Origin of the sequence: Streptomyces ruber, assembly GCF_014648075.1 — a bacterium.
Taxonomy (GTDB): domain Bacteria; phylum Actinomycetota; class Actinomycetes; order Streptomycetales; family Streptomycetaceae; genus Streptomyces; species Streptomyces ruber.
Genome location: NZ_BMQK01000013.1, coordinates 73,661 through 98,862, shown reverse-complemented (window position 1 = coordinate 98,862; position 25,202 = coordinate 73,661). Strand labels below are relative to the sequence as shown.

Annotated in this window: 23 protein-coding genes and 2 tRNA genes; 6 read left to right on the top strand and 19 right to left on the bottom strand. The window is 72.1% G+C overall.

The genetic code is table 11. The annotated features are described in order from the left end of the window. Nucleotides 1-3: 3 nt before the first annotated feature. The 4 genes from IEZ04_RS24485 to IEZ04_RS24470 all read right to left on the bottom strand — a co-directional run bounded on the left by IEZ04_RS24485 (nucleotide 4) and on the right by IEZ04_RS24470 (nucleotide 4,651). Nucleotides 4-1,656, bottom strand: a complete 1,653-nt coding sequence (locus tag IEZ04_RS24485; protein ID WP_189219099.1) for a sensor histidine kinase — start codon at nucleotides 1,654-1,656, stop codon at nucleotides 4-6. After that, nucleotides 1,653-2,402, bottom strand: coding sequence for a response regulator transcription factor (locus tag IEZ04_RS24480; RefSeq protein WP_229821250.1), 750 nt, complete (start codon nucleotides 2,400-2,402; stop codon nucleotides 1,653-1,655). Before IEZ04_RS24480 ends, IEZ04_RS24485 begins: the two co-directional genes overlap by 4 nt. A gap of 293 nt (nucleotides 2,403-2,695) precedes the next feature. Next, nucleotides 2,696-3,586 (bottom strand): DUF2797 domain-containing protein, encoded by an 891-nt coding sequence (locus IEZ04_RS24475; protein ID WP_189219098.1) that lies wholly within the window; start codon nucleotides 3,584-3,586, stop codon nucleotides 2,696-2,698. Between the two features lie 96 nt (nucleotides 3,587-3,682). Further along, entirely contained in the window at nucleotides 3,683-4,651 is a 969-nt protein-coding gene (locus tag IEZ04_RS24470) for a helix-turn-helix transcriptional regulator (RefSeq protein WP_189219097.1), read from the bottom strand. Nucleotides 4,652-4,714: 63 nt separating this feature from the next. Between IEZ04_RS24470 and IEZ04_RS24465 the strand changes: the two genes are divergently transcribed. Beyond that, nucleotides 4,715-5,101: a VOC family protein gene (locus IEZ04_RS24465; RefSeq protein WP_189219096.1), complete on the top strand. Its 387-nt coding sequence runs from the start codon at nucleotides 4,715-4,717 to the stop codon at nucleotides 5,099-5,101. A gap of 118 nt (nucleotides 5,102-5,219) precedes the next feature. Here the strand turns inward: IEZ04_RS24465 and IEZ04_RS24460 are convergent. Together IEZ04_RS24460 and IEZ04_RS24455 are read right to left on the bottom strand one after the other, a co-directional pair. After that, nucleotides 5,220-5,292 (bottom strand) — tRNA-Arg (locus IEZ04_RS24460). Nucleotides 5,293-5,626: 334 nt separating this feature from the next. Further along, nucleotides 5,627-5,717, bottom strand: a tRNA-Ser gene (locus tag IEZ04_RS24455). A 401-nt stretch (nucleotides 5,718-6,118) separates the two neighbouring features. Here IEZ04_RS24455 and IEZ04_RS24450 point away from each other — a divergent pair. Further along, complete coding sequence (locus tag IEZ04_RS24450; RefSeq protein ID WP_229821249.1) at nucleotides 6,119-6,625, top strand: SSI family serine proteinase inhibitor; 507 nt, start codon at nucleotides 6,119-6,121, stop codon at nucleotides 6,623-6,625. Between the two features lie 391 nt (nucleotides 6,626-7,016). Then, on the top strand, nucleotides 7,017-12,221 hold the full coding sequence (locus IEZ04_RS24445) for a hybrid sensor histidine kinase/response regulator (protein ID WP_189219094.1): 5,205 nt from the start codon (nucleotides 7,017-7,019) through the stop codon (nucleotides 12,219-12,221). 103 nt (nucleotides 12,222-12,324) lie between these two features. On the opposite strand, the gene IEZ04_RS24440 is transcribed toward IEZ04_RS24445, so the two are convergent. The 3 genes from IEZ04_RS24440 to IEZ04_RS24430 all read right to left on the bottom strand — a co-directional run bounded on the left by IEZ04_RS24440 (nucleotide 12,325) and on the right by IEZ04_RS24430 (nucleotide 15,395). Next, nucleotides 12,325-13,968: a long-chain fatty acid--CoA ligase gene (locus tag IEZ04_RS24440; RefSeq protein ID WP_189219182.1), complete on the bottom strand. Its 1,644-nt coding sequence runs from the start codon at nucleotides 13,966-13,968 to the stop codon at nucleotides 12,325-12,327. Between the two features lie 245 nt (nucleotides 13,969-14,213). Continuing rightward, entirely contained in the window at nucleotides 14,214-14,768 is a 555-nt protein-coding gene (locus IEZ04_RS24435; RefSeq protein ID WP_189219093.1) for a SigE family RNA polymerase sigma factor, read from the bottom strand. Nucleotides 14,769-15,050: 282 nt separating this feature from the next. After that, nucleotides 15,051-15,395 carry a hypothetical protein gene (locus IEZ04_RS24430; protein ID WP_189219092.1) on the bottom strand — a complete coding sequence of 115 codons (345 nt, stop codon included), beginning with the start codon at nucleotides 15,393-15,395 and terminating at the stop codon, nucleotides 15,051-15,053. Between the two features lie 385 nt (nucleotides 15,396-15,780). Between IEZ04_RS24430 and IEZ04_RS24425 the strand changes: the two genes are divergently transcribed. Continuing rightward, a complete protein-coding gene (locus IEZ04_RS24425; RefSeq protein ID WP_189219091.1) occupies nucleotides 15,781-16,650 on the top strand; it encodes a bifunctional DNA primase/polymerase in 870 nt (289 codons plus the stop codon). Nucleotides 16,651-16,891: 241 nt separating this feature from the next. Here IEZ04_RS24425 and IEZ04_RS24420 read toward each other — a convergent pair whose 3' ends face one another. The 10 genes from IEZ04_RS24420 to IEZ04_RS24375 form a co-directional block, all read right to left on the bottom strand. Then, nucleotides 16,892-18,073: a tyrosine-type recombinase/integrase gene (locus IEZ04_RS24420; protein WP_189219090.1), complete on the bottom strand. Its 1,182-nt coding sequence runs from the start codon at nucleotides 18,071-18,073 to the stop codon at nucleotides 16,892-16,894. Beyond that, nucleotides 18,073-18,282 carry an excisionase family DNA-binding protein gene (locus tag IEZ04_RS24415; protein WP_189219089.1) on the bottom strand — a complete coding sequence of 70 codons (210 nt, stop codon included), beginning with the start codon at nucleotides 18,280-18,282 and terminating at the stop codon, nucleotides 18,073-18,075. The genes IEZ04_RS24420 and IEZ04_RS24415 overlap by 1 nt, the downstream gene beginning before the upstream one ends. A gap of 2 nt (nucleotides 18,283-18,284) precedes the next feature. Beyond that, entirely contained in the window at nucleotides 18,285-19,682 is a 1,398-nt protein-coding gene (gene repSA / locus IEZ04_RS24410; RefSeq protein ID WP_189219088.1) for a replication initiator protein RepSA, read from the bottom strand. A gap of 7 nt (nucleotides 19,683-19,689) precedes the next feature. Further along, nucleotides 19,690-19,875 carry a hypothetical protein gene (locus IEZ04_RS24405; protein WP_189219181.1) on the bottom strand — a complete coding sequence of 62 codons (186 nt, stop codon included), beginning with the start codon at nucleotides 19,873-19,875 and terminating at the stop codon, nucleotides 19,690-19,692. A 93-nt stretch (nucleotides 19,876-19,968) separates the two neighbouring features. Next, nucleotides 19,969-20,271 (bottom strand): SpdD protein, encoded by a 303-nt coding sequence (locus IEZ04_RS24400; protein WP_189219087.1) that lies wholly within the window; start codon nucleotides 20,269-20,271, stop codon nucleotides 19,969-19,971. Between the two features lie 20 nt (nucleotides 20,272-20,291). Next, a complete protein-coding gene (locus IEZ04_RS24395; RefSeq protein ID WP_189219086.1) occupies nucleotides 20,292-20,447 on the bottom strand; it encodes a hypothetical protein in 156 nt (51 codons plus the stop codon). Nucleotides 20,448-20,461: 14 nt separating this feature from the next. Continuing rightward, a complete protein-coding gene (locus IEZ04_RS24390; RefSeq protein WP_189219085.1) occupies nucleotides 20,462-20,650 on the bottom strand; it encodes a mobile element transfer protein in 189 nt (62 codons plus the stop codon). 20 nt (nucleotides 20,651-20,670) lie between these two features. Then, nucleotides 20,671-21,369, bottom strand: a complete 699-nt coding sequence (locus IEZ04_RS24385) for a DUF2637 domain-containing protein (protein ID WP_189219084.1) — start codon at nucleotides 21,367-21,369, stop codon at nucleotides 20,671-20,673. 23 nt (nucleotides 21,370-21,392) lie between these two features. Further along, nucleotides 21,393-22,736, bottom strand: coding sequence for an FtsK/SpoIIIE domain-containing protein (locus IEZ04_RS24380; protein WP_189219083.1), 1,344 nt, complete (start codon nucleotides 22,734-22,736; stop codon nucleotides 21,393-21,395). 2 nt (nucleotides 22,737-22,738) lie between these two features. Then, nucleotides 22,739-23,065 (bottom strand): SCO3933 family regulatory protein, encoded by a 327-nt coding sequence (locus IEZ04_RS24375; RefSeq protein WP_189219082.1) that lies wholly within the window; start codon nucleotides 23,063-23,065, stop codon nucleotides 22,739-22,741. A gap of 164 nt (nucleotides 23,066-23,229) precedes the next feature. On the opposite strand from IEZ04_RS24375, the gene IEZ04_RS24370 reads away from it, so the two are divergent. Both IEZ04_RS24370 and IEZ04_RS24365 read left to right on the top strand, forming a co-directional pair. After that, on the top strand, nucleotides 23,230-24,024 hold the full coding sequence (locus IEZ04_RS24370) for a GntR family transcriptional regulator (protein ID WP_189219081.1): 795 nt from the start codon (nucleotides 23,230-23,232) through the stop codon (nucleotides 24,022-24,024). Next, entirely contained in the window at nucleotides 24,021-24,686 is a 666-nt protein-coding gene (locus IEZ04_RS24365; protein WP_189219080.1) for a YdcF family protein, read from the top strand. Before IEZ04_RS24370 ends, IEZ04_RS24365 begins: the two co-directional genes overlap by 4 nt. Nucleotides 24,687-25,202: the final 516 nt, after the last annotated feature.

The window sequence follows — 25,202 nt, the reverse complement described above, 5'->3', positions numbered from 1 at the left end:
TCGTCAGACCCCCTGTTGTGCCCATGTGGTCGAACTGTGGTGCGCCTGTGAGTCCGGTTGCCGGTATGTTCCGGGCGTCGCACGGCCGTACGCGGGGCCGGGGCCGGGGTCGCGCGGGGAGCCGCCGAGCTCGGGCCACCGCACGGCGAGCGCGGGCAGGTGCACCGTGAACACGGTCCGCCCGGGCACGCTGTCGACGGTCACCGCACCGCCGTGCGCCGCGGCGACGGCCTGCACGATCGCGAGCCCGAGACCGGTCGAACCGGTGGTGCGGGAGCGCGCGGAGTCGCCGCGCGCGAACCGTTCGAAGACATGCGGGAGCAGCTCGGGCGGGATGCCCTGCCCGTTGTCCTCGACGTCCACGCACAGCCACGGCCCGCTGTGCCGCACCCGCGCGGTGACCGTCGTACCGGGTGGTGTGTGCGTACGGGCGTTGGCGAGCAGGTTGACGAGGACCTGTTGCAGCCGGGCCGCGTCCGCCGCGACCGGCGCGGGCTCGTCGGGCAGGTCGAGCCGCCAGGTGTGGCCGCGGCCGGCCGCGCGCGCGTCGCTGACGGTGTCCACGACGAGCGGCACGAGGTCCGTGTGCGCGAACCGGAGCGGCCGGCCGGCGTCGAGCCGCGCGAGCAGCAGCAGATCCTCCACGAGCAGCGTCATCCGTCCGGACTCGGACTCGATGCGGGTGAGGGCGTGCCGCGTGTCGGGGCCGATCTCCTCCCGGCCGCGTCGCGTCAGCTCGGCGTACCCGCGGATCGAGGCCAGCGGGGTGCGCAGCTCGTGACTCGCGTCGGCGACGAACTGCCGTACCCGCATCTCGCTCTGCTGCCGCGCGTGCAGGGCGCCGTGCACATGGTCGAGCAGGCGGTTGAGGGCCGCACCGACCTGCCCGACCTCCGTGTGCGGATCGGTCTCGGACTCGGGGACGCGCTCGTTGAGGACGACCTCGCCGCAGTGCAGCGGGATCTCGGACACCCGGGTGGCGGTGGCGGCGACCTTGCGCAGCGGGCGCGTGGCGACCCCGACGAGGACCGAGCCCGCGATACCGGCGGCGATGAGACCGGCCGCGGTGACGCTGGCCTCGACGACGACGAGGGTGTTGACGGTGTTGTCGACGTCCGTGGTCGGGACGGCGACGTAGTAGTCACCGTTGGGGCCGGTCGTGTACGTGACGCGGTACTCGCCGAGGCCGGGGAGGTCTACGGTGTGCGCGGCCCCGTCCCGGGCGACGGCGCCGAGCACGGAGATCTGGGTCTCGTCGAGCTCCTCGGCGCTCATCTCGTAGGCGTCGGACTTGTCGCCGTACTGGGCGTCGGTGACGGTGCCGTCCTCCACCCGCGCCGCGATGGTACGGCCGGGCAGCGGGCCGCGGGTGACGAAGCCGGCGATGTCGAGCGGCTCGGCGCCGGGCCCCCGGAGCCCGTCCTGCGTCTGGCCGGGCGGGCCCGACGCGCGCACCGCCGCGGCGACCTCTCTCAGCTTCCCGTCCAGTTGCTCGTACAGGTGCGACCGCAACGCGAGGGTCGTCACCGTGCCGATCACCGCGCACACCACGGCGATCAGCACCATGGACGCGACGACGAGCCGCGTTCGCAGCGTGCGCGGTTGCCGTCGCCCCTGCGCCCGGTCCTGCGTCCGCGGCCGTCGCCGTCCGCTCATGCGGCGGCGGGCACTGCGGCCTTGATCAGGTAACCGGCGCCGCGCCGCGTGTGGATCATCGGCTCCCGGCCCGCGTCGATCTTCCGGCGCAGATACGAGATGTAGAGCTCGACCACGTTGGCCTGGCCGCCGAAGTCGTACGACCACACACGGTCGAGGATCTGCGCCTTGCTGAGCACGCGCCGCGGGTTGCGCATCAGGAACCGCAGCAGTTCGAACTCGGTGGCCGTGAGGTGGATGTTGTCCCCGCCCCGCGACACCTCGTGGCTGTCCTCGTCCAGCATGAGGTCCCCGACGACCAGCACGGAGTCGGAGCGCCGGTCCGCGGCACCGGACCGCCGGATCAGCCCGCGCAGCCGCGCGACGACCTCCTCCAGGCTGAACGGCTTCGTCACGTAGTCGTCCCCGCCGGCGGTCAGTCCCGCGATACGGTCCTCGACCGCGTCCTTGGCGGTCAGGAACAGCACGGGCACGTCGGGCAGCTCACGCCGCAGCCGCCCGAGCACGCTCAGCCCGTCCATGTCCGGCAGCATCATGTCCAGCACGACGGCGTCGGGCCGGAGCTCGCGCGCCGTCCGGAGCGCTCCCTGCCCGTCCCCCGCCGTGCGGATCTGCCAGCCCTCGTAACGGAGGGCCATGGACAGCAGTTCGGTGATCGACAGCTCGTCGTCCACCACAAGCACTCGGACGGGGCTCCCGTCCGGCCTCAGCAGTTCGGTGCGCCCCTGGGGCGAGGTCGTGGCCATGCCGCACACCCTGTCGCCCCCCTCTGAGAGCCCCCTTTCGACAACCTGTGATTTCCCTGAGAAACACGCAGGCGCCTCTCAGGCAACTGCTGGGAACGGTCTGCCGGGGCGGTGGGGCTGGAAAGGTCGGGGAGCGGGGGCGGTGGCGGCGGGTGCCCCGGGCAGCCCGAGCCGCCGCACGCCCCGACTTCCTCCGATTCCCTCCACCGACTGCACCGCCTCCCCTCCTCCCTCCCACCCCTCCCCGGTTCCTGCCGCCCCCGCCCTGCCCTTCGCCCTGCCCTTCGCCACCCTCAGAAGAGCCCCTGCTGGACGCTTCCGTCCCCTCCCAGGGCACGTACGGGCACGGTGAGTACGTCCCGGACGTCCCGGTCGCTCCCCTCGACCGCGGTCAGCTCCCACCCGGTCATCAGCCGCGTGTCGAGGACGACGGCCCCGCGCCCGGTGGCCAGATGGACATCCGGCCCGGCGACCGCGAGCACCTCACCGCCCACGACCCCGCCCGCGACCAGCTCGCCCACCACCCCGTCGACGCTCCGCAGGGCGCCCAGCCCGAACACCTCGCCGTGATCCACCGGCAGGCACGGCAACCGCTCCAGCGACTCCGGCCAGCCGTCGAGCGCCACCGCCCGTCCGTGCAGCTCCACCAGCTCCGCTCCCCGCTCCCCCACCGCCGGCAAGGCTGCCCGTACGGCCCTCTTCTCGGCGTACGGAATCCTGTCCGGCACCCGGAGCGCGGCTCGCAGCACCTCCTCGGTCCGCCGCGCGGCCATCAGCGGCCCGCGCCCCAGCCAGCTGAAACAGACGGCCCCCTGCTCCAGCAGCCGGGCGTGCCCGCGCTCGACCGCGGTGATCCCCACCTTCACCATTCCGGGCCCGAACCACGCCAGATACACGTGGTACGGCCGCGGATCGTCCGTCATGGTGTCGGCGGCCACGGAATGCGCCCGGTCCAGCCGCGCACACTCATCACATCGCGCCCCGGTACTCCGCCCCGAGACCTCGGCCCGAACCGGACACGAGTTCCCCCGCGCGCCGACACACGCCCGCGCCTTCTCCCTCACCACCCCAAAGGCGACCCTCTTCCCCCGTGGCAGAGCGCTCCCGCGCCCTCCTGCCCAGACCAGCACGGGCCCCGCGGCGCCCCACCGCAGCCCCGTACATCTCCATGCCACCCGTCCCATCGCCCACGAGACTAGGCCCCACCCCTGACAACGCACGCTGACCAGCGGATACGGCCGATGGCAACGCTCAGCGGACCGGTGCTTGCGTGAGCGACGTCATCCCGGCAAGTGATCGTTCGCGTTGTCCTGCAGGAGATCGCGGACTCGGCGCAACAGGGCGTCCCGGACGACGTCCGGTGCGAGGACGCGCAGGGGCGTGCCCAGGCCGAGGAGATACCTGGCGAGTCCGTCCGCGTCGGGGCCGCCGACGTCGACGATGGTGGCGTCGGGGCCTTCGGGGCGGTGACTGCCGACCGTCGACGGGATCAGCCTCAGCGATCGGTCCATGGGCAGCGGGAGGCGGATCGTCGCGTAGAGCGGGTAAGGGCCGGTCGCGACGGAACGGGAGACGAGCAGCGCCGGGTCAGGCGGGTCGATGAGCTCCACCGGGTGCCCGGTCGGCTGCAGCCGGTCAACCCGGTCGGCCCGGAAGGTGCGCCACTGGTCCCGTGCCACGTCCCGGGCGACGAAGTACCACCGGCGGCCGGTGTGGACCAGACGGTACGGGTCGACCTCCCGGACGGTGGGTCTTCCCTCCCAGTCCCGGTACGCCAGCCGGGCGCGCTCACCCCGACGGCACGCGGCGGCCAGCTCCAGCAGCATGCCGGGGGTGATCTGCGGCTCGTCGGGCCTGGGGGTGTGCACGAAGGCGGCGTCCATCTCGCCCAGCCGGCCCGCGATCCGCGGCGGCAGCACCTGCCGCAGTTTCAGCAGCGCCGACAGGGCGGCCTGGTCCCCTCCCAGAGCGCCGCTCAGCGCCGCCTCGCGCAGCCCGACGGCCACGGCGAGTGCTTCCTCGTCGTCGAGGATCAGCGGCGGCACCCGGGATCCGGCGCGGAGACGGTAACCGCCCCAGGGCCCGGGATCGGACTCGATGGCGTAGCCGAGTTCACGGAGCTTGGCGATGTCCCGCCGCACCGTGCGCTCGGTGACCGTCATCCGCGCGGCCAGCTCACCGGAAGTCCATGACGGCCGGGCGGCCAACAGGGAGACCAGTCGCAGCAGGCGGGCGGAGGCGCTGAGCACGTGCTGCAGTCTTCCACGTGACCAGGACCGGATCCGTCCGCATCCCGCCGTAGCGTCCTCTCCATGAGCACGGAAACTCCTGCCGCACCCACGTTCCGCTACTCGGCCGTCACCTTCGACTGCCCCGACCCCGCCGAGCTGGCCCGCTTCTACGGCGACGTTCTCGGCCTGCCCGTCGTCTACTCCAGCGACCACTTCGTCCTGCTCGGCCAGGAGGGCGCGGCCGGACTGGGCTTCAACCGGCTGACCGACCACCGCCGTCCCACCTGGCCGGACCCGACCCAGGAGAAGCAGGCCCACATCGAGCTGGGCGTCGATGACCTGGATGCCGCTCAGGCCCGGCTGCTCACCCTGGGAGCCGTCGCACCCGAGTTCCAACCGGATCCCGACAGGTGGCGGGTCCTGCTGGACCCCGCCGGCCACCCGTTCTGCATTTCGACCTTGGTCTGAGCACAACGGCCGCTTCAAGCCCTCCACCGCAGGCCCCGAAGCGGTTGCCGTGGCTTACTGTCGTCACGACATGAGCCAGGGGCCCCGTGGATCGCTCCACAGGGCCCCTGGTCCGCTGTGCACTCGGCAGGATTCGAACCTGCAACCTTCTGATCCGTAGTCAGATGCTCTATCCGTTAAGCTACGAGTGCTTGTGTGTTCTGTTGTAGTCGCTCTTCCTTCCGGTTTTTTCTGCCCGGTCGGCGTTGCGGGAACAACATTACATGACTGTCGCCGTGAGGCGAAATCCGATTGCCACACCCCCTCTGACCTGCGGAAACATGGAGGGCAGCGCATGGGTGGGGCGGGGGACGGCGGAGTGGACCGGACCGTCGGACGTCCTCGTGAGCTCCGGAACCGGCCGAAAGACCAGCCCTGGAGGAGAACCGTCGGCGTACGATGCGTGGCCGGTCACTGACGACAGGGCCTCGTCGGCCGCAAACGCCGAAGCCCCGGTCGTGAACGACCGGGGCTTCGAACAGAGTGCGGAGGCGGAGGGATTTGAACCCTCGATGGGCTTTAAGGCCCAAACCGCATTAGCAGTGCGGCGCCATAGACCGGACTAGGCGACGCCTCCAGCACAACCCCCCGCGCGAGCGCGAGTGGTGCGTGCAGATGATGACACAGACGAGCGCGGTGTCACCAATCGCCTCCCACGGTACTAGGCGAAGAGCCCGCAGGGCAAAGCCGTATTGCGGTTCGGAGCGTCCGGGCGGGGAGCCCTCCCCCCGTGCTTGTGGATCACTCCTGGGAACGTCCGCCGGCCCGCCCACGGCCCGCCCTCGACTCGTCGCTGGATCACCCGCCGGCCGCTCCGGACCGCTGTTGGGTCGCTGTGGGGCGTAGGCCGTGCGGGGCAGGGCGCAACCGCTGGGGCGCCCTCACGTTAGTCAGGTCATGTTGAAGGCCTCCCCCCTGTCGCCGACGTCATCTCCGTCGCCGGTGCCTCCTCCGTCACCGGTGCCGCTCCGGTCACCGGTGGCCACCTCCTCGGTCGTCCCGGCCGTCTGTCGCCGACTCCTCCTCGGCGCCGCCGCCTCGCTCACCGCGGTCACCGGCCTCGCGTCGGCAGGATTCCCGGTGGCGCACGCCGAGGGCGCCGTCGCGATGCCCCTGCCCGCTCCCGTCACGACGCCCGTCACGACGCCCGGCGCGGTGGACCGGCTGACCGTCACCGTCCGCGGCGCGGGCCGCGCCGACGGTACGTACGAGCTGAAGTGCCACCCCCATGGCGGGAGTCACCCGGACGCGCGCGGGGCGTGCGGCAGGCTCGACCGGAACACCACCTGGAGCAGGTCCCCCTTCACCCCCGTGCCACCCGGCACCGTGTGCACGATGCAGTACGGCGGGCCCGCCACCGCGCGCATCACCGGCACCTGGGCCGGCCGCCCCGTGGACGCGTCGTTCGACCGGAGGAACGGCTGCGAGATCGCCCGCTGGGACGCGCTCGTGCCGGTACTGCCCGCCGTCCACAGGCACAGGTGAGGAACCGGCAGACGGAAGAGGCGGGCGGGAGAACAGGGTCGGGCGCTCGGCACCCGTCGGGCTCACTGTCACCCACCCGCCGGGCGACCACCGCCCGGCGACCGCCCGCGACCTTCCGCGCGACGTACGCCCGCAGCCCGCGGCCGCCGGTGATCCTCACGGAGCGAAACGCGCGGTCACAGGCGCGGAGCCGTGGATTCACCATCTGTTCACCACCGCGGGACGGTCGCACCCCGGTCACATGCGTGCGGAGATCCGCGTGCGACCTGCCTCTCATCCGGCATCGCCGACGCAACCTCTGCCCGTAGACTCCCTCGCGTGACACGTGGCGGGCCCGTTGGCAAGATGGCCCCGCGGTCGGCAAGGTGCGGTAACAGGGAGGAAGCGTTTCGTGAGCAGCAGGCCATCCCGAGGCGCTGCTCGCCTCGCAGCCATACTCGACGCGCTTCCCGATGCGTTGGTCCTGGTCAACGCCAACGGGACCGTCGTCAACGCGAACACCATCGCGCTCGAGGCCTTCGAGGCGCCCGGGACCGCCCTGGTGGGGCGCGGCTTGCTCGATCTGCTGCCCGAGTTCGACTCTCGGCTCATCCCCGGTTCCATGCGGCGCCCGGACTCCATCGATCCGCGCGGGCGGACCAAGCCGACCCGCATGACGGCCCGGCGCACCGACGGCAGCGAGTTCCCGGTCGAGGTCACCAGCGCGAACCTGGAGAACGGCCAGCAGGCGTACGACAGTTCCGGCTACACCGGTGACGAGCTGCTCATGCTGGTCGTACGCGACCTGTCGGGCACCGTCGACACCGAGGCCGAGCTGGCGCGTTCACAACGGCAGACCGAGATGATCCTGCGTGCCGCCGCCGAGGGCGTGGTGGGCACGGACACCGACGGGCGCATCGTGCTCGTCAACCCGGCCGCCGCCCAGATACTGGGCTACCGCGCCAGCGACCTCGGCGGACGGGAGCTCCACACCCTCGTACTGCACTCCCGGGACGACGGCTCGCCGTTCCCGTACGCGGAGTCGCCCCTGGCGGACACCCTGCGCTCCGGGCGCAAGCACCGGGTGCGCGGACAAGTGCTGTGGTCCAAGAGCGGCGACAAGGTGCCGGTCGACCTGACCACCGCGCCCGTGCGCGACGGGGACCAGCTCGTCGGCGCCGTCATGACCTTCACCGACCGGCGGCCGTACGACGCGCTCGCCGAGGAACTGAAGGCCGAGGCCGCCCAGCACGTCGAGGAGCTCGAGCGGGCCCGGCGGGAGCATGCCGAGGAACTGGAGAAGCTGCGCGCGCAGCACGCCGCGGACCTCGACGAACTACGCGAGCGGCACGCGGAGGAACTGGCGGCGGGCGACGAGCGGTACGCGGCGCTCGGCGAGCGCGAGAAGGACCGCTACGAGGCGCTCGCCGCCCGGCACGAGCAGCTCTTCGCCGTGCTCGGGCACTCCCTGCGCGGCCCGCTCGAGCAGCTCCGCGGCGAGCTCGGGAAACTCGCCGCCGACGACGCGGGCCAGCTGTGGCCCGAGGCCAACCAGGTCCTGCACCACCTGTCCGCCGGTTACTCGCGCATCACCACGCTCATCGACAACGTCCTCGGCTACCAGCGCCTCGACGCCTGCGACGACGAGCTCGTACGGACGGCGGTCATGCTCGACGCGGTCGTGGCGGCCGGTGTCGACGGGGCCGTCGAACTGATCGGGCCGGGGCGTGTGCAGTTCGCCGTGCACGCGCCGCCCATCGAGGCCGAGGTGGACCAGCGGCGGCTCGCGGCCGCGCTCGCGCATCTCATCGCGGACGTCGCGGGCGTCGACGCCACGGGCAACTCGCCCGTCTCCGCCGGCGGCTACATGGACAACACGGTCGTCGTGGCGGCCGCACAGCGCGGCGAGGTCGTCCGCATCGAGGTACGCGGCCCGTACGCCGGGGGAGACCCGGTGCACCAGCCGATCGTGCGCGGGATCGTGCGGGCGCACGGCGGGGTGCTGCAGACGCACGAGGTGCCGGGGATGAGCGGCAGCGCGTACGTGCTGGAGGTGCCGATCGGTGTCGGCGCCGGTGCGGTCACGGACCGGCAGCGGCCCGCGGCCGGTGCTGTCTCCGCCTCTCCTGCTGCCCCCGCTGCCCCTGTCCCTGGCGCCCCCGCTGCCCCTGCCGCCGAGCCGGGCGGCGCGGAACTCGGCGGGGCGGGAGCCGGTGCGGGGATCGGTGCGGAGGTCGCGTTGCCCGAGCCGGCCCCTGCGCAGGCCTCCGGCGGCCGGCGGCGGGCCCGGCGGTCGTCGGTGGACGCGTTCCTGGGGAGCGGGGAGGGCGCCGAGCCGGCGGAGGCCGCGGCGGCTGCCGCACCCACCGGGCGGCGCAGGCGACGTGCGGAAGCCGCGGACGCGGAGCCCGTACCGGGTCACGCGCAGGGCGAGGGCGCCCCGGTTGCCGGAAGCGGAACGGACGCCGGTGGAGCCGCTGAAGCTGGTGGGACCGGTGAGCCCGATGGGACCGGTGGTGATGACGGTGCTGTCGGCGATGCCGGTGATGGTGCTGCCGTCGCTGACACGGGCGGCAACGGACGACGCCGAGGGCGGCCGAGTCCCGCGGAGAACGGTGCCCAGGGCGTCGCCGAGGGCGCGGTCGTCACCGCCGCCGAGCATGCGGCGGGCGCCCCTGCCATGGGGCTGGGGGAGACGGTGCCTCCGCAGGGTGTGCCCGCGCCCGGCGGACGGCGCGCACGGCACGGCGGCGCCGAGCAGCACGCGCTGCCGCCTGCCCTGCCCGCGCTCCAGGGCGAGCAGGGAGCCTCCGGTACGGGAGACGCGGCGCAGACCCAGCCGACCGGACGGCGCCGTCGGGCCCTGGCCAAAGCCGAAGAGCGCGCCGCCGCACAGCAACAGCAACAGCAGTCGGCGGGGCGCGCCGTCTTCGCGCTGCCGCCCGCGGCGGCCGATCGGACGGCGGCTTCCGCCGGGTACGAGGCTCCGGGCACGGCTCCGGTTCCGGGCACGGGCGTGGGCGCGCCGACTCCTGTGGCCGAGCCGCCCGCGGTGCCTGCCCCTGGGCCTGGCCTGCCCGGTGCGCCCGCGGTTCCGACCGCCGACGGACCCGGTGTGCCTCCGGGAGCGGTTCCTGCGAACGCCGCGGCCATGGCTCCGGGTGCCGCCATGACGCCCGGGCAGGGCCCGGCTTCCGGGCAGGGCGTGGCTCCCGGGCTCGGCACGGCTCCTGTCCCTCCCGGTCAAGCCGTTGGTGCCGGTGCAGGTGCTGTGCCTGTGCACGGCTCCGGGCAGACCGGCGACGGGCGTCATGATGCGGCGCTGCAGGACCCGGCGGACGTCCACACGCCGCCCCAGCCGCACCCCGTGACCGCGCCGACGGGCCGCCGTCGGGCCCGTCCCGCCCCGGAGCAGGACGACGCGACGATGACGCCCGCCGCCGCTCAGGGAGTCCCGGCCCAGGGTCCTGTCCAGGGCGACGCCACACCCGGTTCTCCGGTTCAGGGGGCCGCTACCGTTCCCCAGGCCGTCCCGGCGGGCCAGTCGGCTGCCGGCCAGGTTCCTGCCGACCAGGTTCCGGCCGACCAGGTTCCGGCCGGCCAGGCGGCGCTTCCCGGTGTGAGTACGGGTACGGGCGTGAGTACAGGTACGGGAACAGGCGTGCCGGACCCCGCAGTCGCTCCGGTACAGGCCGGTCCCGGGCAACCGGCGCAGGCGCTGCCGACCCCCGAGCAGCCCGCTCACCCCGTCCCTGGGCACATCGTTCCCGGACAGCCTGCTCCGGGGCAGCCCGTTCCCGGCCGGCCCGCTGCCGTACACCAGGTTCCGGGACAGCAGGTTCCCGGGCAGCCCGTTCCCGGACAGCCCGTCGCTCCGCAGGACGTCGCCGCTCCGGCCACGCAGACTGCCGCCGCACACGGCGCCCCCGGCCCCGTGCAGCAGCCCGCCGTCGCCCCGGCACAGCAGCCCGTGCCCGCCCAGGGCGTGCCGGTCGCACCCCACGCCGTGCCGCCCCATCCCGTACCTCCCCAGGGCGTGCCGGGGACGGCACAGCCCGTCCCGGCACAGCAGCCGGTGCCCGCCCAGGGCATCCCGGCCGCCGCCCAGCCCGTGCCCGCTCAAGGCGTCACCGGCGCCCCCGCCGCCGTCCAGGTGCCCGGCCAGGGCGCACCCGCTCCGGCCCCACTGGCTCAGCCCGGCCCCGCAGCCCAGGGCGCTCCCGGAGTGACCGGCCCCGCCCAGGCCGTCCCCGGGCCGGCCGCTCCCGCAGGCGACGCACCGGCCGCGGGAAGCGCCGTACCGCCCGTGCCCCGGACCTGGCCGGGCGCGCAGGACACGTCGGGGGCCGGTACACCGCTGCCGCCCGAACAGCCCCAGCAGGCCGCACCGCCGCAGCAACCGGCACAACCGGTACCAGCACGCGTCGCACAGCCGCTGCCCGCCGAGGCCGCCACTCCCGTCGACCCCAACTCGACCCAGGGACGTGCGATCAACGTGCGTACGCTCGGTCAGGGAGTGCCGTTCGCGCGCCAGCCCCAGCCGGGCGCCACACCGCCGCCTCAGCAGTCCAGTGGTTCCGGTCGGCGGCGCAAGCTGGGCACGCCGCCTGAGCCGGCCGCGCGTCAGGAGGCGTCGGCGCGCCCGCACCCTCAGCCGGGACAGGCCCAGCCGGGCCCACAGGCGCCCTCGCCCACGCCCTCCCCCGCTACCGCTCCCTCCGCCCCTCCCGTACCGGCGCAGGCGCGCCCGGGCGGGGCCTCCGAGGGCGCCGGCCGCTCGTACGCCATAGGAGCACCGGACGAGAACGCCGACGAAGGTCCAGAGCCGCTCGACGGCCCCGGTGGTGCGGTGGAGGTCTCCGACCAGCCGCAGCCGCAGCCGCTGGACGACGAGCTGCCGCCGGAGCCGTTGGACAATCCGCGGCGTCTCCTCGTCTGGCCCGCGCCCGACGTCACCACTCAGCAGGCGCTGAGCGACCGGGGCTACCGGCCCGTCATCGTCAACTCGCGCGAGGAGGTCGACGCACAGATCGCCGCCTTCCCGGCCGCGCTGTTCGTCGACCCGCTGACCGGTCCGATCACGCGGACTGCCCTGCAGTCCCTGCGCCAGGCGGCCGTGGCCGCCGAGGTTCCGGTACTCGTGACGGCCGGCCTCGGACAGGCCTCGCGGGACGCGGCGTACGGCGCCGACCCCGCCGTACTGCTGAAGGCCCTCGCACCGCGTGACTCCGAGCAGCATCCGCCGCGGGTCCTGCTGATCGAGGAGCACGCGGAGATCGCGCTGGCCCTCACCGCGACGCTGGAGCGGCGGGGCATGCAGGTGGCGCGGGCGGCCTCCGACGCGGACGCGGTCACCCTCGCCGCACAGATGCGGCCCAACCTCGTGGTGATGGATCTGCTCCAGGTACGCCGCCGCCGGGCCGGGATCGTCGACTGGCTGCGTGCCAACGGCCAGTTGAATCGCACCCCGCTGGTCGTCTACACCGCCGCCGTCGACGAGGCCGAACTTCCGCGTCTGGCTTCCGGGGAGACGGTCCTGTTCCTCGCGGAGCGCTCGACGAGCCCGGAGGTGCAGGCCCGGATAGTGGACCTGCTGGCCCGCATCGGCACGAACTGAGCGCGGCGGCCGCCGGGCAGCACGACAGCAGCGGCACGGCACACATCGGGGGCACTGTTCCACGTGAAACAGTGCCCCCGCCCCCGAAGCACCGGCGTCAACGTCAGAGCTGCGTGATGTCCAGCTCCCCCTCGGCGTACTGCCTGCGCAGCACCTTCTTGTCGAACTTGCCCACGCTCGTCTTGGGCACCGCCTCGATCACCGACCAGCGCTCGGGAAGCTGCCACTTGGCGATCCGGCCCTCCCCGGCCAGGAATTCGCGCAAGGCGGTGAAGTCGACGGTCGAGCCCTCCTTCAGCACCACCGTGGCCAGTGGCCGCTCGCCCCACTTGTCGTCCGGTACGGCGACGACGGCCGCCTCGGCGACATCCGGGTGGGCCATCAGGGCGTTCTCCAGCTCGACGGAGGAGATCCACTCACCGCCCGACTTGATGACGTCCTTGGCGCGGTCGGTGAGGACCAGATATCCATCGGCGCTGATGGTGCCCACGTCGCCCGTCTTGAGCCAGCCGTCCTCGCTGAACTTCTCGGACGGACGCAGGGCCTCGACGCCCACTCCGCCGTAGTACGCGCCGGCGATCCAGGGGCCGCGCACCTCCAGTTCGCCCGCCGACTCGCCGTCCCAGGGGAGCCGTTCACCGCCTGGCCCGGTGAGCCGGGCCTCGACCCCCGCGGGGAAGCGGCCCTGCGTGACCCGGTAGGCGAACTCCTCCTCGGTGCCCACGGCATGGGCCGGCGGCAGGGCGACCGTGCCGAGCGGGGAGGTCTCGGTCATGCCCCAGGCGTGGCGCACGTGCATGCCCAGCTTGTCGAAGGCCTCCATCAGTGACGGCGGACAGGCCGATCCGCCGATGGTGACCTGGGTGAGGGAGCTGACGTCCCGCGAGTGGGCGTTGAGCTCGGCGAGCAGTCCCTGCCAGATGGTGGGGACGGCCGCCGCGTGCGTGGGACGCTCCTGCTCGATCATCTGGGCGAGTGGAGCGGGCTGGAGGAAGCGGTCCGGCATCAACATGTTCACGCCGGTCATGAAGGTCGCGTGCGGCAGTCCCCAGGCGTTGACGTGGAACTGGGGCACCACGACGAGGGTGGTGTCCTGGTCGGTCAGCCCCATGGACTCCGCCATGTTGACCTGCATGGAGTGCAGGTAGATCGACCGGTGGGAGTAGACGACGCCCTTGGGGTCGCCGGTGGTGCCGGAGGTGTAGCACATGGCCGCGGCCGACCGCTCGTCCAGCTCGGGCCACGCGTAGGTGGTCGGCTTGCCGGCGAGGAGCTCCTCGTAGTCGTGCACTCGCGCTCTGGCGCCGTCGAGCGGTGACCGGTCGCCCGGTCCGGTGACGACGATGTGCTCGACCGTCGTCAGGTGCGGGAGCAGTGGCGCGAGGAGGGGGACCAGCGAACCGTTCACGATGATCACGCGGTCGGCGGCGTGGCCGGCGATCCACGTCAGCTGCTCTGCGGGCAGGCGCAGGTTCAGCGTGTGCAGCACGGCGCCCATGGAGGGGATGGCGAAGTACGCCTCGACATGCTCGGCGTTGTTCCACATCAGGGTGGCCACACGGTCGTCGCCCTCGACCCCGAGGTCGTCCCGCAGGGCGTGCGCGAGCTGGGCGGCCCGGGCCCCGATCTCCGCGTAGGAACGGCGGGCCGGCTCTGTCTCGCCGGTCCAGGTGATCACCTGTGACGTCCCGTGGACGGACGACCCATGGGTCAGGATCCTGGAGATCAGCAGCGGTACGTCCTGCATGGTGCTCAGCACGGCGTCCTCCCGGGGCGACTCTGCCTACGCGGTGGTAAGGGTTGCGCTGATTCTGCGCACATACCGCGTGGTATGTCACTAGCCGCCGGAATGATCGATCAGGAAGAGCGCCGGCCGATAAGCCGCTGGGCGGTGTGAGGGCGCGGCACCGGGAACACGCACCGGCCCGGCACGGTGATCGGCGCGCAATCCGCCGCACGGGTGGCCGTCGCGCGTGCCCACTGTGGCCCGCCCTACCGCACGGGCCCCAGCTCGGGATCCTCCCGCAGCTTGCCCAGCGCCCGCGACACCGCCGACTTCACCGTGCCCACCGACACCCCGAGCACCTCGGCCGTCTGCACCTCGCTCAGGTCCTCGTAGTACCTGAGGACGACCATCGCCCGCTGCCGGGCCGGCAGGCGCATGATCGCCCGCCACATCGCGTCGTGCAGCGCCTGCTGCTCCGCGGGATCACCGGCCGGGACCACCTGCGGCTCCGGCATCTCCTCGCACGCGAACTCGTCCACCTTGCGCTTGCGCCACTGGGACGTCCGCGTGTTGAGCAGGGCGCGGCGCACGTACCCGTCGAGGGCCCGGTGGTCCTCGATCCGGTCCCAGGCCACGTACGTCTTGGTGAGCGCCGTCTGCAACAGGTCCTCCGCGTCACTCCGGTTCGCGGTCAGCGACCGGGCGGTGCGCAGCAGCACCGACCGGCGGGCCCTCACGTACGACGAGAACGACGGGTACGTGAGGGTCGGACGCCCTGTCGTCGCGGCGTTCGAAGCGCTGGTGCAGACGGGAGTGGTCATGGCTCCACGCTAGGAGCGCCGTTCTTCCGGCGGATCGGCCGCAGGTCGCGAAGGGGAGTCCCCCTCAGGTTGTAGGTGGCGTGCAGGCCCCACCTCCTGAAGGTGGACGGGCGGCCCCCAGACACTGCGGGTGCGTCCCTCGCACGCGTCGGCGCGACGGTACCGGAGTACCGCCGCGCCGACACCTCGTGCACCCACGAGGCACACCGCTCATCCCTTACGGGACGTCGACGGAGACGTCATGGGCCCCTCAGGACCGTACGGCCTCAGACCCTCGGGACCTCAGGGACGATGGCGCTCATGCGCCTTCGGCCCCACACCCGGAGTCAGGTGGATGAAGACGTTGCCCTTCGACTGATCGATGAACGCGATCTTGGACCCCTTGAACTGGGTGGTGTTGTTCTGGTTCAGGGCGCCGGAGCCCACCGCCTGCTGCAGCACCGTGGAGAAGTTGCCGTCCTGGTGCTTGCCGATCGCGCCGACGGCGCTCGCCACGCCCTCGTTCGACCCGTGCTTCCCGTGCTCCGCGGGGGCGCCGTCCGCTGCGGCGACGCCGGAGAAGAGGGCGACCGCGAGGGGCAGAGCCGCTACGGCGGCGACGACACGGGCGGTACGGATGCTTGCCATGATGAACCTCCAGAACCGAGTACGGAGTGCGAAGTACGCACCGGCCCTCCGGGGCCGCGCGTGCGAAGTACGAAGCAGTACCGGGCGGTTGGCCGACCGCCCCGGAGCCGAGCTCGACGTCGCGGCTTCAGAATCACTCACCGAATCTCCGCGAACCACCCCTATCGCCACTCTTCGCACTGAAGCGTGACGACTATGTCGATAAACCACCTCAGCCCCGAGAACACCGCACATCAACGACCGCAACACGGCCCACACCCAAGCGCCCCAGGCAACGAAACGTTCCTCCGCGGCACACCCGGCGAGCTCCGCGCCACCCGGACGGCCGAGTCACTCCGTATCCACCCCCTTCCTTTCCTCGAACACCCGTACGAAAATGAAGGGCATGGCCACCCCCGACCGGCAGGCCACGACCATGGCCCTGGCGTACGCCCTGTCCGCGGCCGAACGCGGACTCGCGGTGATCCCCCTGTCCCGCACGAAGCTCCCGGCCCTGCGCTCCCCGCACCGCGACGCCCCCTCGCCCACGCCGTGCCACGGCGAGTGCGGACGCTTCGGGCACGGCGTGTACGACGCCTCCACCGACCCGCACCGCATCCGCGCGCTGTTCGCCGCGGCACCCCGGGCCACCGGTTACGGCATCGCCTGCGGCCTGCCCCCGCACCATCTGATCGGCGTCGACCTCGACACGAAGTCCGGTACGGACGCGTCGGCGGCCCTGCGCGAGCTGGCGCTGCGCCACCTCTTCACGATCCCCGAGACCGTCGTCGTCCTGACCCCCAGCGGCGGCCGTCACCTGTGGCTGACCGGACCGCCGGACGTGGCCGTACCCAACTCGGCGGGCCGCCTGGCCCCGGGCATCGACATCAGGGGCGCCGGCGGCTACCTGGTCGGCCCCGGCTCGCGCACCGAGCACGGCGTCTACAGCACCGCCCCGGGCACGGGCCACCTCACACCCGCCCCCTGCCCGCCGGCCCTGCTGCGCCTGCTGCTGCCTCCGCCGCGCACACGCCCCGCACCGGCCTCGTCCACGCTCCACCGCGGCCAGGGCCTCGTCCAGTTCGTCCTGGCCGCCCACGAGGGCCAGCGCAACACCCGCCTCTTCTGGGCCGCCTGCCGCGCCTACGAGAACGGCATCGGCCCCGAACTCACCCCCGCCCTCGTCGAGGCCGCCCTCCGCACGGGCCTGACGGAACGCGAGGCCCGCTCGACGATCACCTCGGCGGCACGGATGACGGGGCAGCGGCCGCCGTAGCCCTGCGACCCGATACGCAGCCGAAGCACAGGGACGACCAGCCCAGCGGCGAACCGGAACAGGAACAGGAACCGGGCCCGAGGCCCCATACCCCACGCACGGAAGTGGCCTCTGACCGGGCAAGCCGGTCAGAGGCCACTCAACTAGGCGGTGGGTGTGGGATTTGAACCCACGGTGACTTGCGCCACGACGGTTTTCAAGATCTCTCGGCGATCAGCCCGGGTGGCCGCTGCACCGCAGGTCAGACGGGTGTGAGCGCCCCGGAGGAGCCGTCGTCATTGTCGCCGTGCCCGCTACGTGCCCCATGGTCATCATCGTGCCCGTCGAGCCAGGAGTCCGCAGCCTTGGCCACCTGGTCGTCACGACCGGCGACAGGTCGAGCGTAGTGCCGGGTCGTCACGCTCGCATTCGAGTGGCCGAGCCGATGAGCGGCGGTCATCACGCCGTACCGGTCGGCGACCCAGGTCCCGTGCGAGGCTCGCAGATCGTGCGGGGTCACGTCGGTCAGCCCGGCCGCCGACACCGCCGGGTCGAAGTACGCCTTGCGCCACTGGTTGTAGCGCAGCGGCTTCCCCGCGGGCGTGGTGAACAGCAGCGCGTCATCACCGCCGGGCAGCTCCTCGAGGTACTGCCCGAGCCGCTTCGCAAGGGACGGACCGACGCGGAGGAGCCTCTTCTGGTGTGACTTGGGGGTGTCGAAGACCAAGGTGCCGTTGGCCTCGGCGAGGTTCTCGTCGACCAGGACGATGCCGCCGGCCGCATCGATGTCTGCGCGTCGGAGCGCGAAGGCTTCACCGACCCGGAGGCCCGCGTACGCGAGCAGCGCGATCAGCAGGTCATGGGGCTTGGCGGCACTCCGGACGATCCGGGAGGCTTCCAGCGGCGTCAGGATGTGCGGCTCTGTCTGCGGCATCCGGGGAAGCCGCACGCCCCTGCAGGGCGTCTGCGGGATCATGTCGTTGTCGACGGCCGCCCGCATGATCTGCGACAGGACCCGGTACGCCTGCCGGATGCGCGAAGCGCTGAGCCCCTTCGTACTCATCCCACCGACCCACTCAGCGATCGTGATCGGGCGCAGGGTCGACAACTCACGGTCCCCGAGCGCCGGATTGATCAGCGAGTTGATCAGGGACCGGTACGTCGCCTGTGTCTTGTGCTTCAGCTGCGGGGAGACAGCGGCGAGCCAGCGAGCCGCCCAGTCGCGCACGGTGGTCTGTCCCTCGGCCGGGTCGAGCCAGCGCCCCTCTTCTATCTCGATGCGCTTCCGCTGTAGCCACCGGTCCGCATCCGTCGACGTGGCGAACGTCCGGTCCGCAGGCCGGAGCACGCCGTCAGGGCCCGGGTACCGAGCCTGGAAGCGGCCGGAGGGGAGCTTCCGGATACGGCCGAAGGCCCGGCGGGAGGACTTGCGCTTGCCAGCCATCAGGCAACCCTCCGGAGGTTCATCGGTCGCAGGACGATCGGCTCCACGGTGTTGGCCGTCACGTACGCCTCTATGGCGCTCTCAGGGATGCGGACGTGTCGTCCGACCTTGACGAAGGCGATGCGGCGTTCCTCGATGAGGCGCCGCGGGAAGCGCACGGTGGTGCCGAGCAGCTCGGCGACCTGGTGCACGTCGAGCAGTCGTTCCATGGTCACCACTCCCCCGTGATCTCGTGTGCTTGCAGGTCGGCCATGGCTTCGCGGGCCATCTCGCGGTTGTGCTGGATGTCGCGGCGGATGTTGGCGGCGAGCCAGCTTTCGCCGGGGGTGTGGCCGTGTCCGGCGTAGGCCCAGTGGGCGAGAGTGAGCGTGGTCGCTTCTGGGGTGTCGTCGGGGTCGGGCAGGCCGAGGGCTTCGCGTTGCTGGGCGGCGCGGTAGTCGGCGCGGACCTGGCGCAGGGCGCCGAGGGTGGTGGAGTAGCGGCGGGACTTGGTGGAGAAGTGGCCGCGGAAGCCGAGCATGTGAGCCCAGTCGCGGAGCTTGCGGTCCGGGTAGAGGGCGTGCAGGTCCAGGCACGCGGCGATGAGCCGGGCGGGATGGTCGGAGACGCCGAGCAGGACCAGGGCCTCTTTGTTGCCGATGCGGCGGTCGATGGTGCCGGTGGTCTCAGCGGCCTTGGTGGCGTACTTGGCGACGTAGGAGGCCACGGCCTGTTCGGTGATGTCCTCGCCGTTGCCGAAGGCGCCGATGGGTTGCACGTCGAGCTGGGTGCCCCAGCGCAGGGTGCGGGCGGGCTGGTCCCCGGCCGCGGGCACGTCGACCGCGACGCGGGCGGCTGCGGCGTGGATGGCGTCGGTCAGCAGGTCGAGGGTGGCCCAGGCCGGGGGCGGGCTGTCCGGTCCCTCGGGGCCGTCGAAGCGGATCACTGCGTGGAAGTGCACGGCCCCGCGCTTCTGGTACTCGGCGACCTTGCCGAAGGCGACCCGGGACTGCTCGTGCGCGGCTTTCTGAGTGAGTCCGGCCCGCTTGGCGATCTCGCGGCGGAGGTAGATCGTGAAGTAGCGCCACAGGTCGGAGGCGTGGTTGTTCCACAGCACCGCGCCCGCGTAGTCGTACGTGGCCGGGTCGAGGGCGGTGCCGAGTTCGGGCGCGTCCTCCTGGTGGTGGGTGCCGCAGGCGCACGGCCGGTTGCCGGGCCTGTTGTGGACCCGGCCGAAGGATGGCGCGGTGAGGGTGGCGAAGACCCGCGGGTGCTCGCGGATGGTGTCCGGGGTGCCCTTGGCGGGGTCGCCGACGAGTCCGGCGCGGATCAGGTGGTAGGTGTCGCCCGCGTAGGTCCAGGCGCAGGAGGGGCAGCGGGAGGCCCGGCGGTTGCCGCAGGCCACGCGGAGCCGCCCGCCGGGTTCGGTGTCGGTGGAGTAGGAGTGGAGGACCTGGCCGGTGGCCTTGTCGCGGGTGACGGTGGAGCCGGTCAGGTGGATCGGGTCGGTGCAGCCGCCGGTGCGGCGGATCTGGTCCTGGATGCGGTCGAAGCCGGTGGACCCGGCCAGCCTCAGCACGTCGGCGAGGGTGGCCGGGTCCAGGCCCGCCATGGTGGCGGCGTTGCTCATGGGCGGGTCACCGTCCGGCGCGCTGGAGCGCGGGGGTGGTGCGGTGAGTGCGGCCGGTGCCCTTGCAGGCCGGGCAGGCGACGGTAAGGGTGGCGCGGGTGCCGTCGCGGTGGCGGGCGCCGGTGCTGATCGTGGCCGTGGCAAAGCCGTCACATTCACGGCAGACGCGCGTGTTCGGGGCGTGCTCGGGCATCATGGAGCTTCCCTTTCGGGTCCGTTGGATCTGGAAGTGGTGCAGGCGCCCGGAGCGGCGGATACTTGGCGGTTGAGGCCGCTCCGGGGGCCGTCAGCGCTTGTCGAGGTCCTTGAGCAGCAGGCGCAGGACGACGGCGACCACGGCGACGGAAATGCCGGTGATGGCGACCGCCAGGAGCATGGAGACGAGGACCGCGCCGACGACCAGGACCACGGCGCCACCGCCCGCAGCGAGGGCGAGCGCGCTGCCCGGGGTCAGCTGTACGGTCGGCCGCTTCGACACCGGAGCAGCCGGGGCCTGGGCGGGTGCGGCGGGTGCCGGCGCATCGGTGACCGGGGCCGGGATGACGGAGACCGGGGCGGTGGCCGGGGGTGGGTACTTCGGGGTGAGCACGGACGGTGTCCCTTCGGTGGTTACTTGACGACCGCGCCGACGGCGGGGCCGAGGAAGCTGTCTGCGACGAGGTAGCCGCCCAGGAGGAGCACGGCGACCAGCCACCAGGGCGGACGGATGAGCTTGATGCCGAGGAAGCCGACGACGAGCAGTGCGAGCCAGAGCGGAACGTCCATGGCGGGGTGTCCTCCTACGCCTTGCAGCGGTGAGTGCGGGCGGCCAGCTCGGCGGCGGCGCGGTCGCGGTAGTCGGTGGAGAAGCCGCAGCCGGGGGCGGTACAGGCGGCGGTGTGCATCTCGCGGCCCCGGCCGTCGTAGTAGGTGGCGGCCTGCACGGGGCCGATGCGGATGCGGTCGCGGAAGCGGCGGTACACGGTCACGGGTGATCCCTTCCTGTGGGTCAGGTGAGCTGGAGTTCGGCGGTGATCGCGTTGGTCATCGGGGCGGGCAGGCCGAGCCGGGCGGACAGGTCAGCCGCGGGCATTGGTGTGCCGGTGGAGGCCTGGTGTGCGTCGGCGAGCTTCCGGGCGTGATCGAGCAGCGCGGCAGGCACCGCCGGGGCGCTGGCCGGGGGCTCAGGCACGGCCGGAGGCTCCGGTGCGGCCGGGGCCAGTTCCGGAACGGTCGAAGGCGGCTCGGGGACGGGGGCGGGTTCGTCGGTGCGGTGCATCTCGACTTCCGGCGCGGCCAATTCGTCCTCGGCGTCGTCCACCGGATTAGCGGGCGGTTTGGCCTTGCCGGTGGGCGAGTGGACCAGGAGCGTTCCGCCAAGGAAGGCCAGGGCGGGCCATCCGGCGACGAGGATGCACAGCCAGTCGGGTACCGCGTTGAGGTCGAGGAGCCCGGCGGTGGCGACGTTCGCGCCGAGCGAGGCGCACAGCGCGATCACGAACCAGGTCCAGGCCGAGCGGTCTCGCCGGGCCGTGCGCAGCCGACGCCAGGCGGCGACCAGGAGCAGGTCGACGGAGACCGGGTAGGCCCAGGCTTTCCAGCCGGTCTGTCCGGCTGCTTCGGCGAGGTCGTGCAGGTGGGCGAAAGACAGCGCACCGGCGATCACCGCCTGTACGAGTACGGCGTCCGGGCGGATCGAGCGGAGCATGAGGACACCTCCCTTCTGGGGAATCAGTCGGTGACCGGGCGGGGCTTGACCAGCGACGGCCCAGCGGCCGGCACCTCCTGCGCGGGTACGAACGGGCGGAACGGTTCGAGGGCGGGGAGGTCCGGGACGAGGTGGGCGTGGGCCCGGCAGACCGCCGCCACCTCCTCGCGGGAGGTCTCCGGGGTGCGGATCTTCGACCAGCCGCCGGAGGCATCGGCCACCACCGCCGTGCCGGGGCGCTCCATCGGGATGAGGCTGGCCACCGCGACCGAATCCGGTGCCACGTCGGCCAGGCCCATTTCGGCGGTCTGCTTGTCGTTGACGCGGTGCACCACCCGGCCGGTGAGCTGGGCCCGGAGCATGGTGGCGCCCTTGCCCAGGTCCGAGCCGAAGCGCTGCCCGCAGATCTCCAGGTGGATCCCGACCGCGCGGGCCATCTGCGCCAGGCGGATTAACCCCGTGACGATCCGCTCCCGGCGCTCCTCGTCCTTCTTGGAGGAGATCAGGATCAGCTCGGCGACCTCGTCCACCAGGACCACGACCGGCACCGGCCGCTCAGCCGCGGGGAGCTCCCACACTTCGGAGACGCCGTGCCGCTTCAGCAGGTCGAACCGGTCCTCCATCTCCGCGACCAGGACGGCGAGGAGGGAGGCGGCATCGTCCGGGGTGGTGGCCAGCGCCGACAGCCGCGGGGCGTAGGCGGTCTGTTCCACCCCGCGCTTGCAGTCGATGCCCACCAGCGCCACCGGCAACTGCGCCAGCCCCTTGATCAGGTTTCGCTGATACATCGACTTGCCCGAGTGGTTCGCGCCCAGGGTGAGCGCCATCGGGGCCGCCCGGTAGTCCCGCTCCCAGGCGGTCCCGTCCTCCCGCAGTGCCACCGGGACGATCAGGTCGTGCGGTCGGGCCTTGCGTGGCATCCGCACCCGGCGCAGCACGTCATAGCCGGTCATCCGCAGTTCCACGTATCCGGGCTTGGTCTCGGTGACGGTGACCGAGTGCACGCCCCAGGCGTGCCGGAGCCGCTCCGAGGTGGCGATCACGTCGTGGGGTTCCAGCCCGGCCGGGAGCCGCAGGGTGACCCGCAAGCCGGTCGAGGTGCCCCGGACCCGGCGGATCTTCGGCGGGACCGGCTGTACCTCGCGGCGGGCGACGTTGCGGGTCATGAACGCCCGCAGGCCCGAGGGCTGCACCGTCAGCCCGCACACGTCCATCGTGGAGCGGTAGGAGAGGGTGAACCGGCCCCAGGTGACCGGCATCCCCACCAGCGACCAGTACACCCGCGGGGCCCGCGCCTTGGCGTAGCCGAGGCCACCGGCCCCCGCGAGCGCTCCCGTGGCCTCCAGCCACAGCGTCCAGTCCGCCATGATCAGGCCGCCGGGGTGATCGCGACCGCGCTGAAGGAGATGCCCGAGCGCTTCTCGCCCTTGATGACGTTCTCCCAGTCCCGGGCCTTCAGGCTGACCACCCGCACCGGCATGCCCGGCACCAGGCCCTCCGGGAACCCGTCCTCCGGCACCGTGACCTTCAGGAGGTTGCCCTCCCCCTCGTCCGAGACCAGCAGGCCCACGGTCGACAGGGGCTTGCCCTCCGGGTTCAGCGCCCGCTCACCGGTCGCGAAGTTCTTCACCTTCGGCTCGGGCGCGGTCGCCACGAACACCACAGCAGTCGACGTGTCGATCTTGAACGAAGGCATCTGTACCCCTTGGTGTGTTGATGTCGAAGCAGCTCAAAGAAGAGCCTCATCAGCCCTTGCTGTCCTAGGACTGCGAGCCACTGAGAAGACAGTGCCACGCTGTCCTAGGACTGTCAACTAGTCCTAGGACTGTGTTTGACTTGACCTGACGAGAGGAGTGCGACATGGCACCCAAGTGGCGAGAGCTGGCGGACAGGCTGGCCGAGGAGATCAGGCGGGGTGACTACACGCCAGGCGACCGGTTGCCGCACATCCGAGAGCTCGTCGAAGCTGGCGAAGGGTCCAAGGCCACGGTTCACGCCGCCTACAGGGCGCTGGAAGCGGAGGGCCTGGTCACCTCAACGCGAGGTCACGGCACCGTCGTCCGGCAGCAAGTGCCCCTCAAACGGCTCGGCATTGCCCGGTACGACAAGGCCAAGTGGCGAGACGGCGACGAAGTGGCGTTCATCGCGGACCGCGTGGCCTCCGGTCGTTCCTACCGCCGAAACGAGCAGACCCAGACGGTCAGTCTCGTGGAGGCGCCCCCCGAGGTGGCCACCGCTCATGGCCTGCCGGCGGGCGCGGAGGTGTACGCGCGGGCGCGGCTGGTGAAGGAGGGCGATCAGCCCACGCACACCCTGACCAGCTACTACCGGCCCGAGCATGTCGAGGGCACGCGTCTGGTGGACCCGACGCCAGGACCGGCCGGACGCGGTGGCGGTTTTCGGGTGCTGTACGACGCGGGCTACGAGATCGACCACATGAAGGAAGCACTCTTCGCCCGTGCCGCCACACCGGACGAGGCGAAACTTCTCCAGCTGCCGCCCGGAGAGCCCGTCGTGGAGCTGCACCGGACGACCTACACGGCCTCAGGGACAGTGGTCGAGTTCGCCATCGGTGTGCATGCGGCCTCACGCTTCGCTTGGGAATACGACTTCAAGGTGCCGGACTCAGCGGAGAACAAGGAGGGACGGGAGTGATCTCGGCGCAGGACTGGGAGGATGCAGAGCGCCTGTGGCAGTACCACCACCTCGGCCACTCACCCCGGCCTTGCTCGGTTGCTGTCGGACTCGGTAGCCATGACCTAGGGGTGGCTGATACGGCGGTAGACCTGTACAAGCGCGGCATGGCGCCCCTGCTGGTGTTCACCGGAGCGACGAGCCCCACGACGCGGGATCGCATGCCGCGCGGCGAAGCCGTCCACTACCGGGAGCGGGCAGTCGAGCTGGGCGTACCCGACTCCGCCGTTCTCGTTGAACCACGGGCCCGGAACACCGGCGAGAACATCCGCTTCACCAGAGAGCTCCTGGAGGAGGCCGAGGTCGACGTGTCCTCTGTTCTCCTGATCAGCAAGCCGTACGAGGAGAGGCGGGCGTACGCCACCGCCCGCAAGCTCTGGCCTGAGGTCGAGGTCGTCAACGCTTCCACCCCAATGACGCTCGGCGAGTACGTCGAATCGATCCAGGACGCGCGCTTGGTGATCGACATGCTCGTAGGCGCGCTACAGCGCCTGCTGGTCTACCCGGAGCAAGGCTTCATGATCAGCCAGCAGGTACCGGATGACGTGCTCAACGCATACGAACGACTATGCCGCAACGGGTTCACCAGTCGACTCCTCACCACCCAGGAGCCTTCGGCCTGACCCGCATCGAAGCGGCAGCCCCGACCATCGAGAAGCGATCTGTTACAGGTTTCTCTACCTCATCAAGCCCGGCTGCGCTCCGCTCCGCCGGGGCGTGCTCCCGGCTCCGCCGCCCTCCGCGCTCCTGCCTCCGGCCCGCGCTGCGGGCGCTGCGCCGACGCACGCCCACGAGGGAAAGAGGCCGGGCTATGAGTGGCGAGCACCGCACGACCGCGGCCCGGTCAGAGACTGTGCCTCCGGCGGGGGATCGGCCGGCACCGGGATGGAGGGGGCGCCGTTGCCGAGTGCGGGCACATTGTGGCGTGCGCGGGGAGCTCCCATCCCGTCCACCGTCGACCCAGGCAGAGCCGAGCAGACGCGGCCCAGGGCGTCCAGGTCGTTCGTACAGTGGCGCGCTCCACCTGGACGCCCTGGACCACGCCCGCTCCACGGTGTGTGGGTCGACGGCGGACGGGATGGGAGCTGGGGTGAGTGGTGGGCTGAGGGGTGTAGCAGGTTGAGCGGCAGCCCTGGTGA

Coding starts and splice junctions, on each gene's coding strand:
- IEZ04_RS24485 (WP_189219099.1), bottom strand. CDS start 1,656: ATGAGCGGACGGCGACGGCCGCGGACGCAGGACCGGGCGCAGGGGCGA.
- IEZ04_RS24480 (WP_229821250.1), bottom strand. CDS start 2,402: ATGGCCACGACCTCGCCCCAGGGGCGCACCGAACTGCTGAGGCCGGAC.
- IEZ04_RS24475 (WP_189219098.1), bottom strand. CDS start 3,586: ATGGGACGGGTGGCATGGAGATGTACGGGGCTGCGGTGGGGCGCCGCG.
- IEZ04_RS24465 (WP_189219096.1), top strand. CDS start 4,715: ATGAGCACGGAAACTCCTGCCGCACCCACGTTCCGCTACTCGGCCGTC.
- IEZ04_RS24440 (WP_189219182.1), bottom strand. CDS start 13,968: ATGCAGGACGTACCGCTGCTGATCTCCAGGATCCTGACCCATGGGTCG.
- IEZ04_RS24435 (WP_189219093.1), bottom strand. CDS start 14,768: ATGACCACTCCCGTCTGCACCAGCGCTTCGAACGCCGCGACGACAGGG.
- IEZ04_RS24430 (WP_189219092.1), bottom strand. CDS start 15,395: ATGGCAAGCATCCGTACCGCCCGTGTCGTCGCCGCCGTAGCGGCTCTG.
- IEZ04_RS24425 (WP_189219091.1), top strand. CDS start 15,781: ATGGCCACCCCCGACCGGCAGGCCACGACCATGGCCCTGGCGTACGCC.
- IEZ04_RS24420 (WP_189219090.1), bottom strand. CDS start 18,073: ATGGCTGGCAAGCGCAAGTCCTCCCGCCGGGCCTTCGGCCGTATCCGG.
- IEZ04_RS24415 (WP_189219089.1), bottom strand. CDS start 18,282: ATGGAACGACTGCTCGACGTGCACCAGGTCGCCGAGCTGCTCGGCACC.
- repSA (WP_189219088.1), bottom strand. CDS start 19,682: ATGAGCAACGCCGCCACCATGGCGGGCCTGGACCCGGCCACCCTCGCC.
- IEZ04_RS24405 (WP_189219181.1), bottom strand. CDS start 19,875: ATGCCCGAGCACGCCCCGAACACGCGCGTCTGCCGTGAATGTGACGGC.
- IEZ04_RS24395 (WP_189219086.1), bottom strand. CDS start 20,447: ATGGACGTTCCGCTCTGGCTCGCACTGCTCGTCGTCGGCTTCCTCGGC.
- IEZ04_RS24385 (WP_189219084.1), bottom strand. CDS start 21,369: ATGCTCCGCTCGATCCGCCCGGACGCCGTACTCGTACAGGCGGTGATC.
- IEZ04_RS24380 (WP_189219083.1), bottom strand. CDS start 22,736: ATGGCGGACTGGACGCTGTGGCTGGAGGCCACGGGAGCGCTCGCGGGG.
- IEZ04_RS24375 (WP_189219082.1), bottom strand. CDS start 23,065: ATGCCTTCGTTCAAGATCGACACGTCGACTGCTGTGGTGTTCGTGGCG.
- IEZ04_RS24370 (WP_189219081.1), top strand. CDS start 23,230: ATGGCACCCAAGTGGCGAGAGCTGGCGGACAGGCTGGCCGAGGAGATC.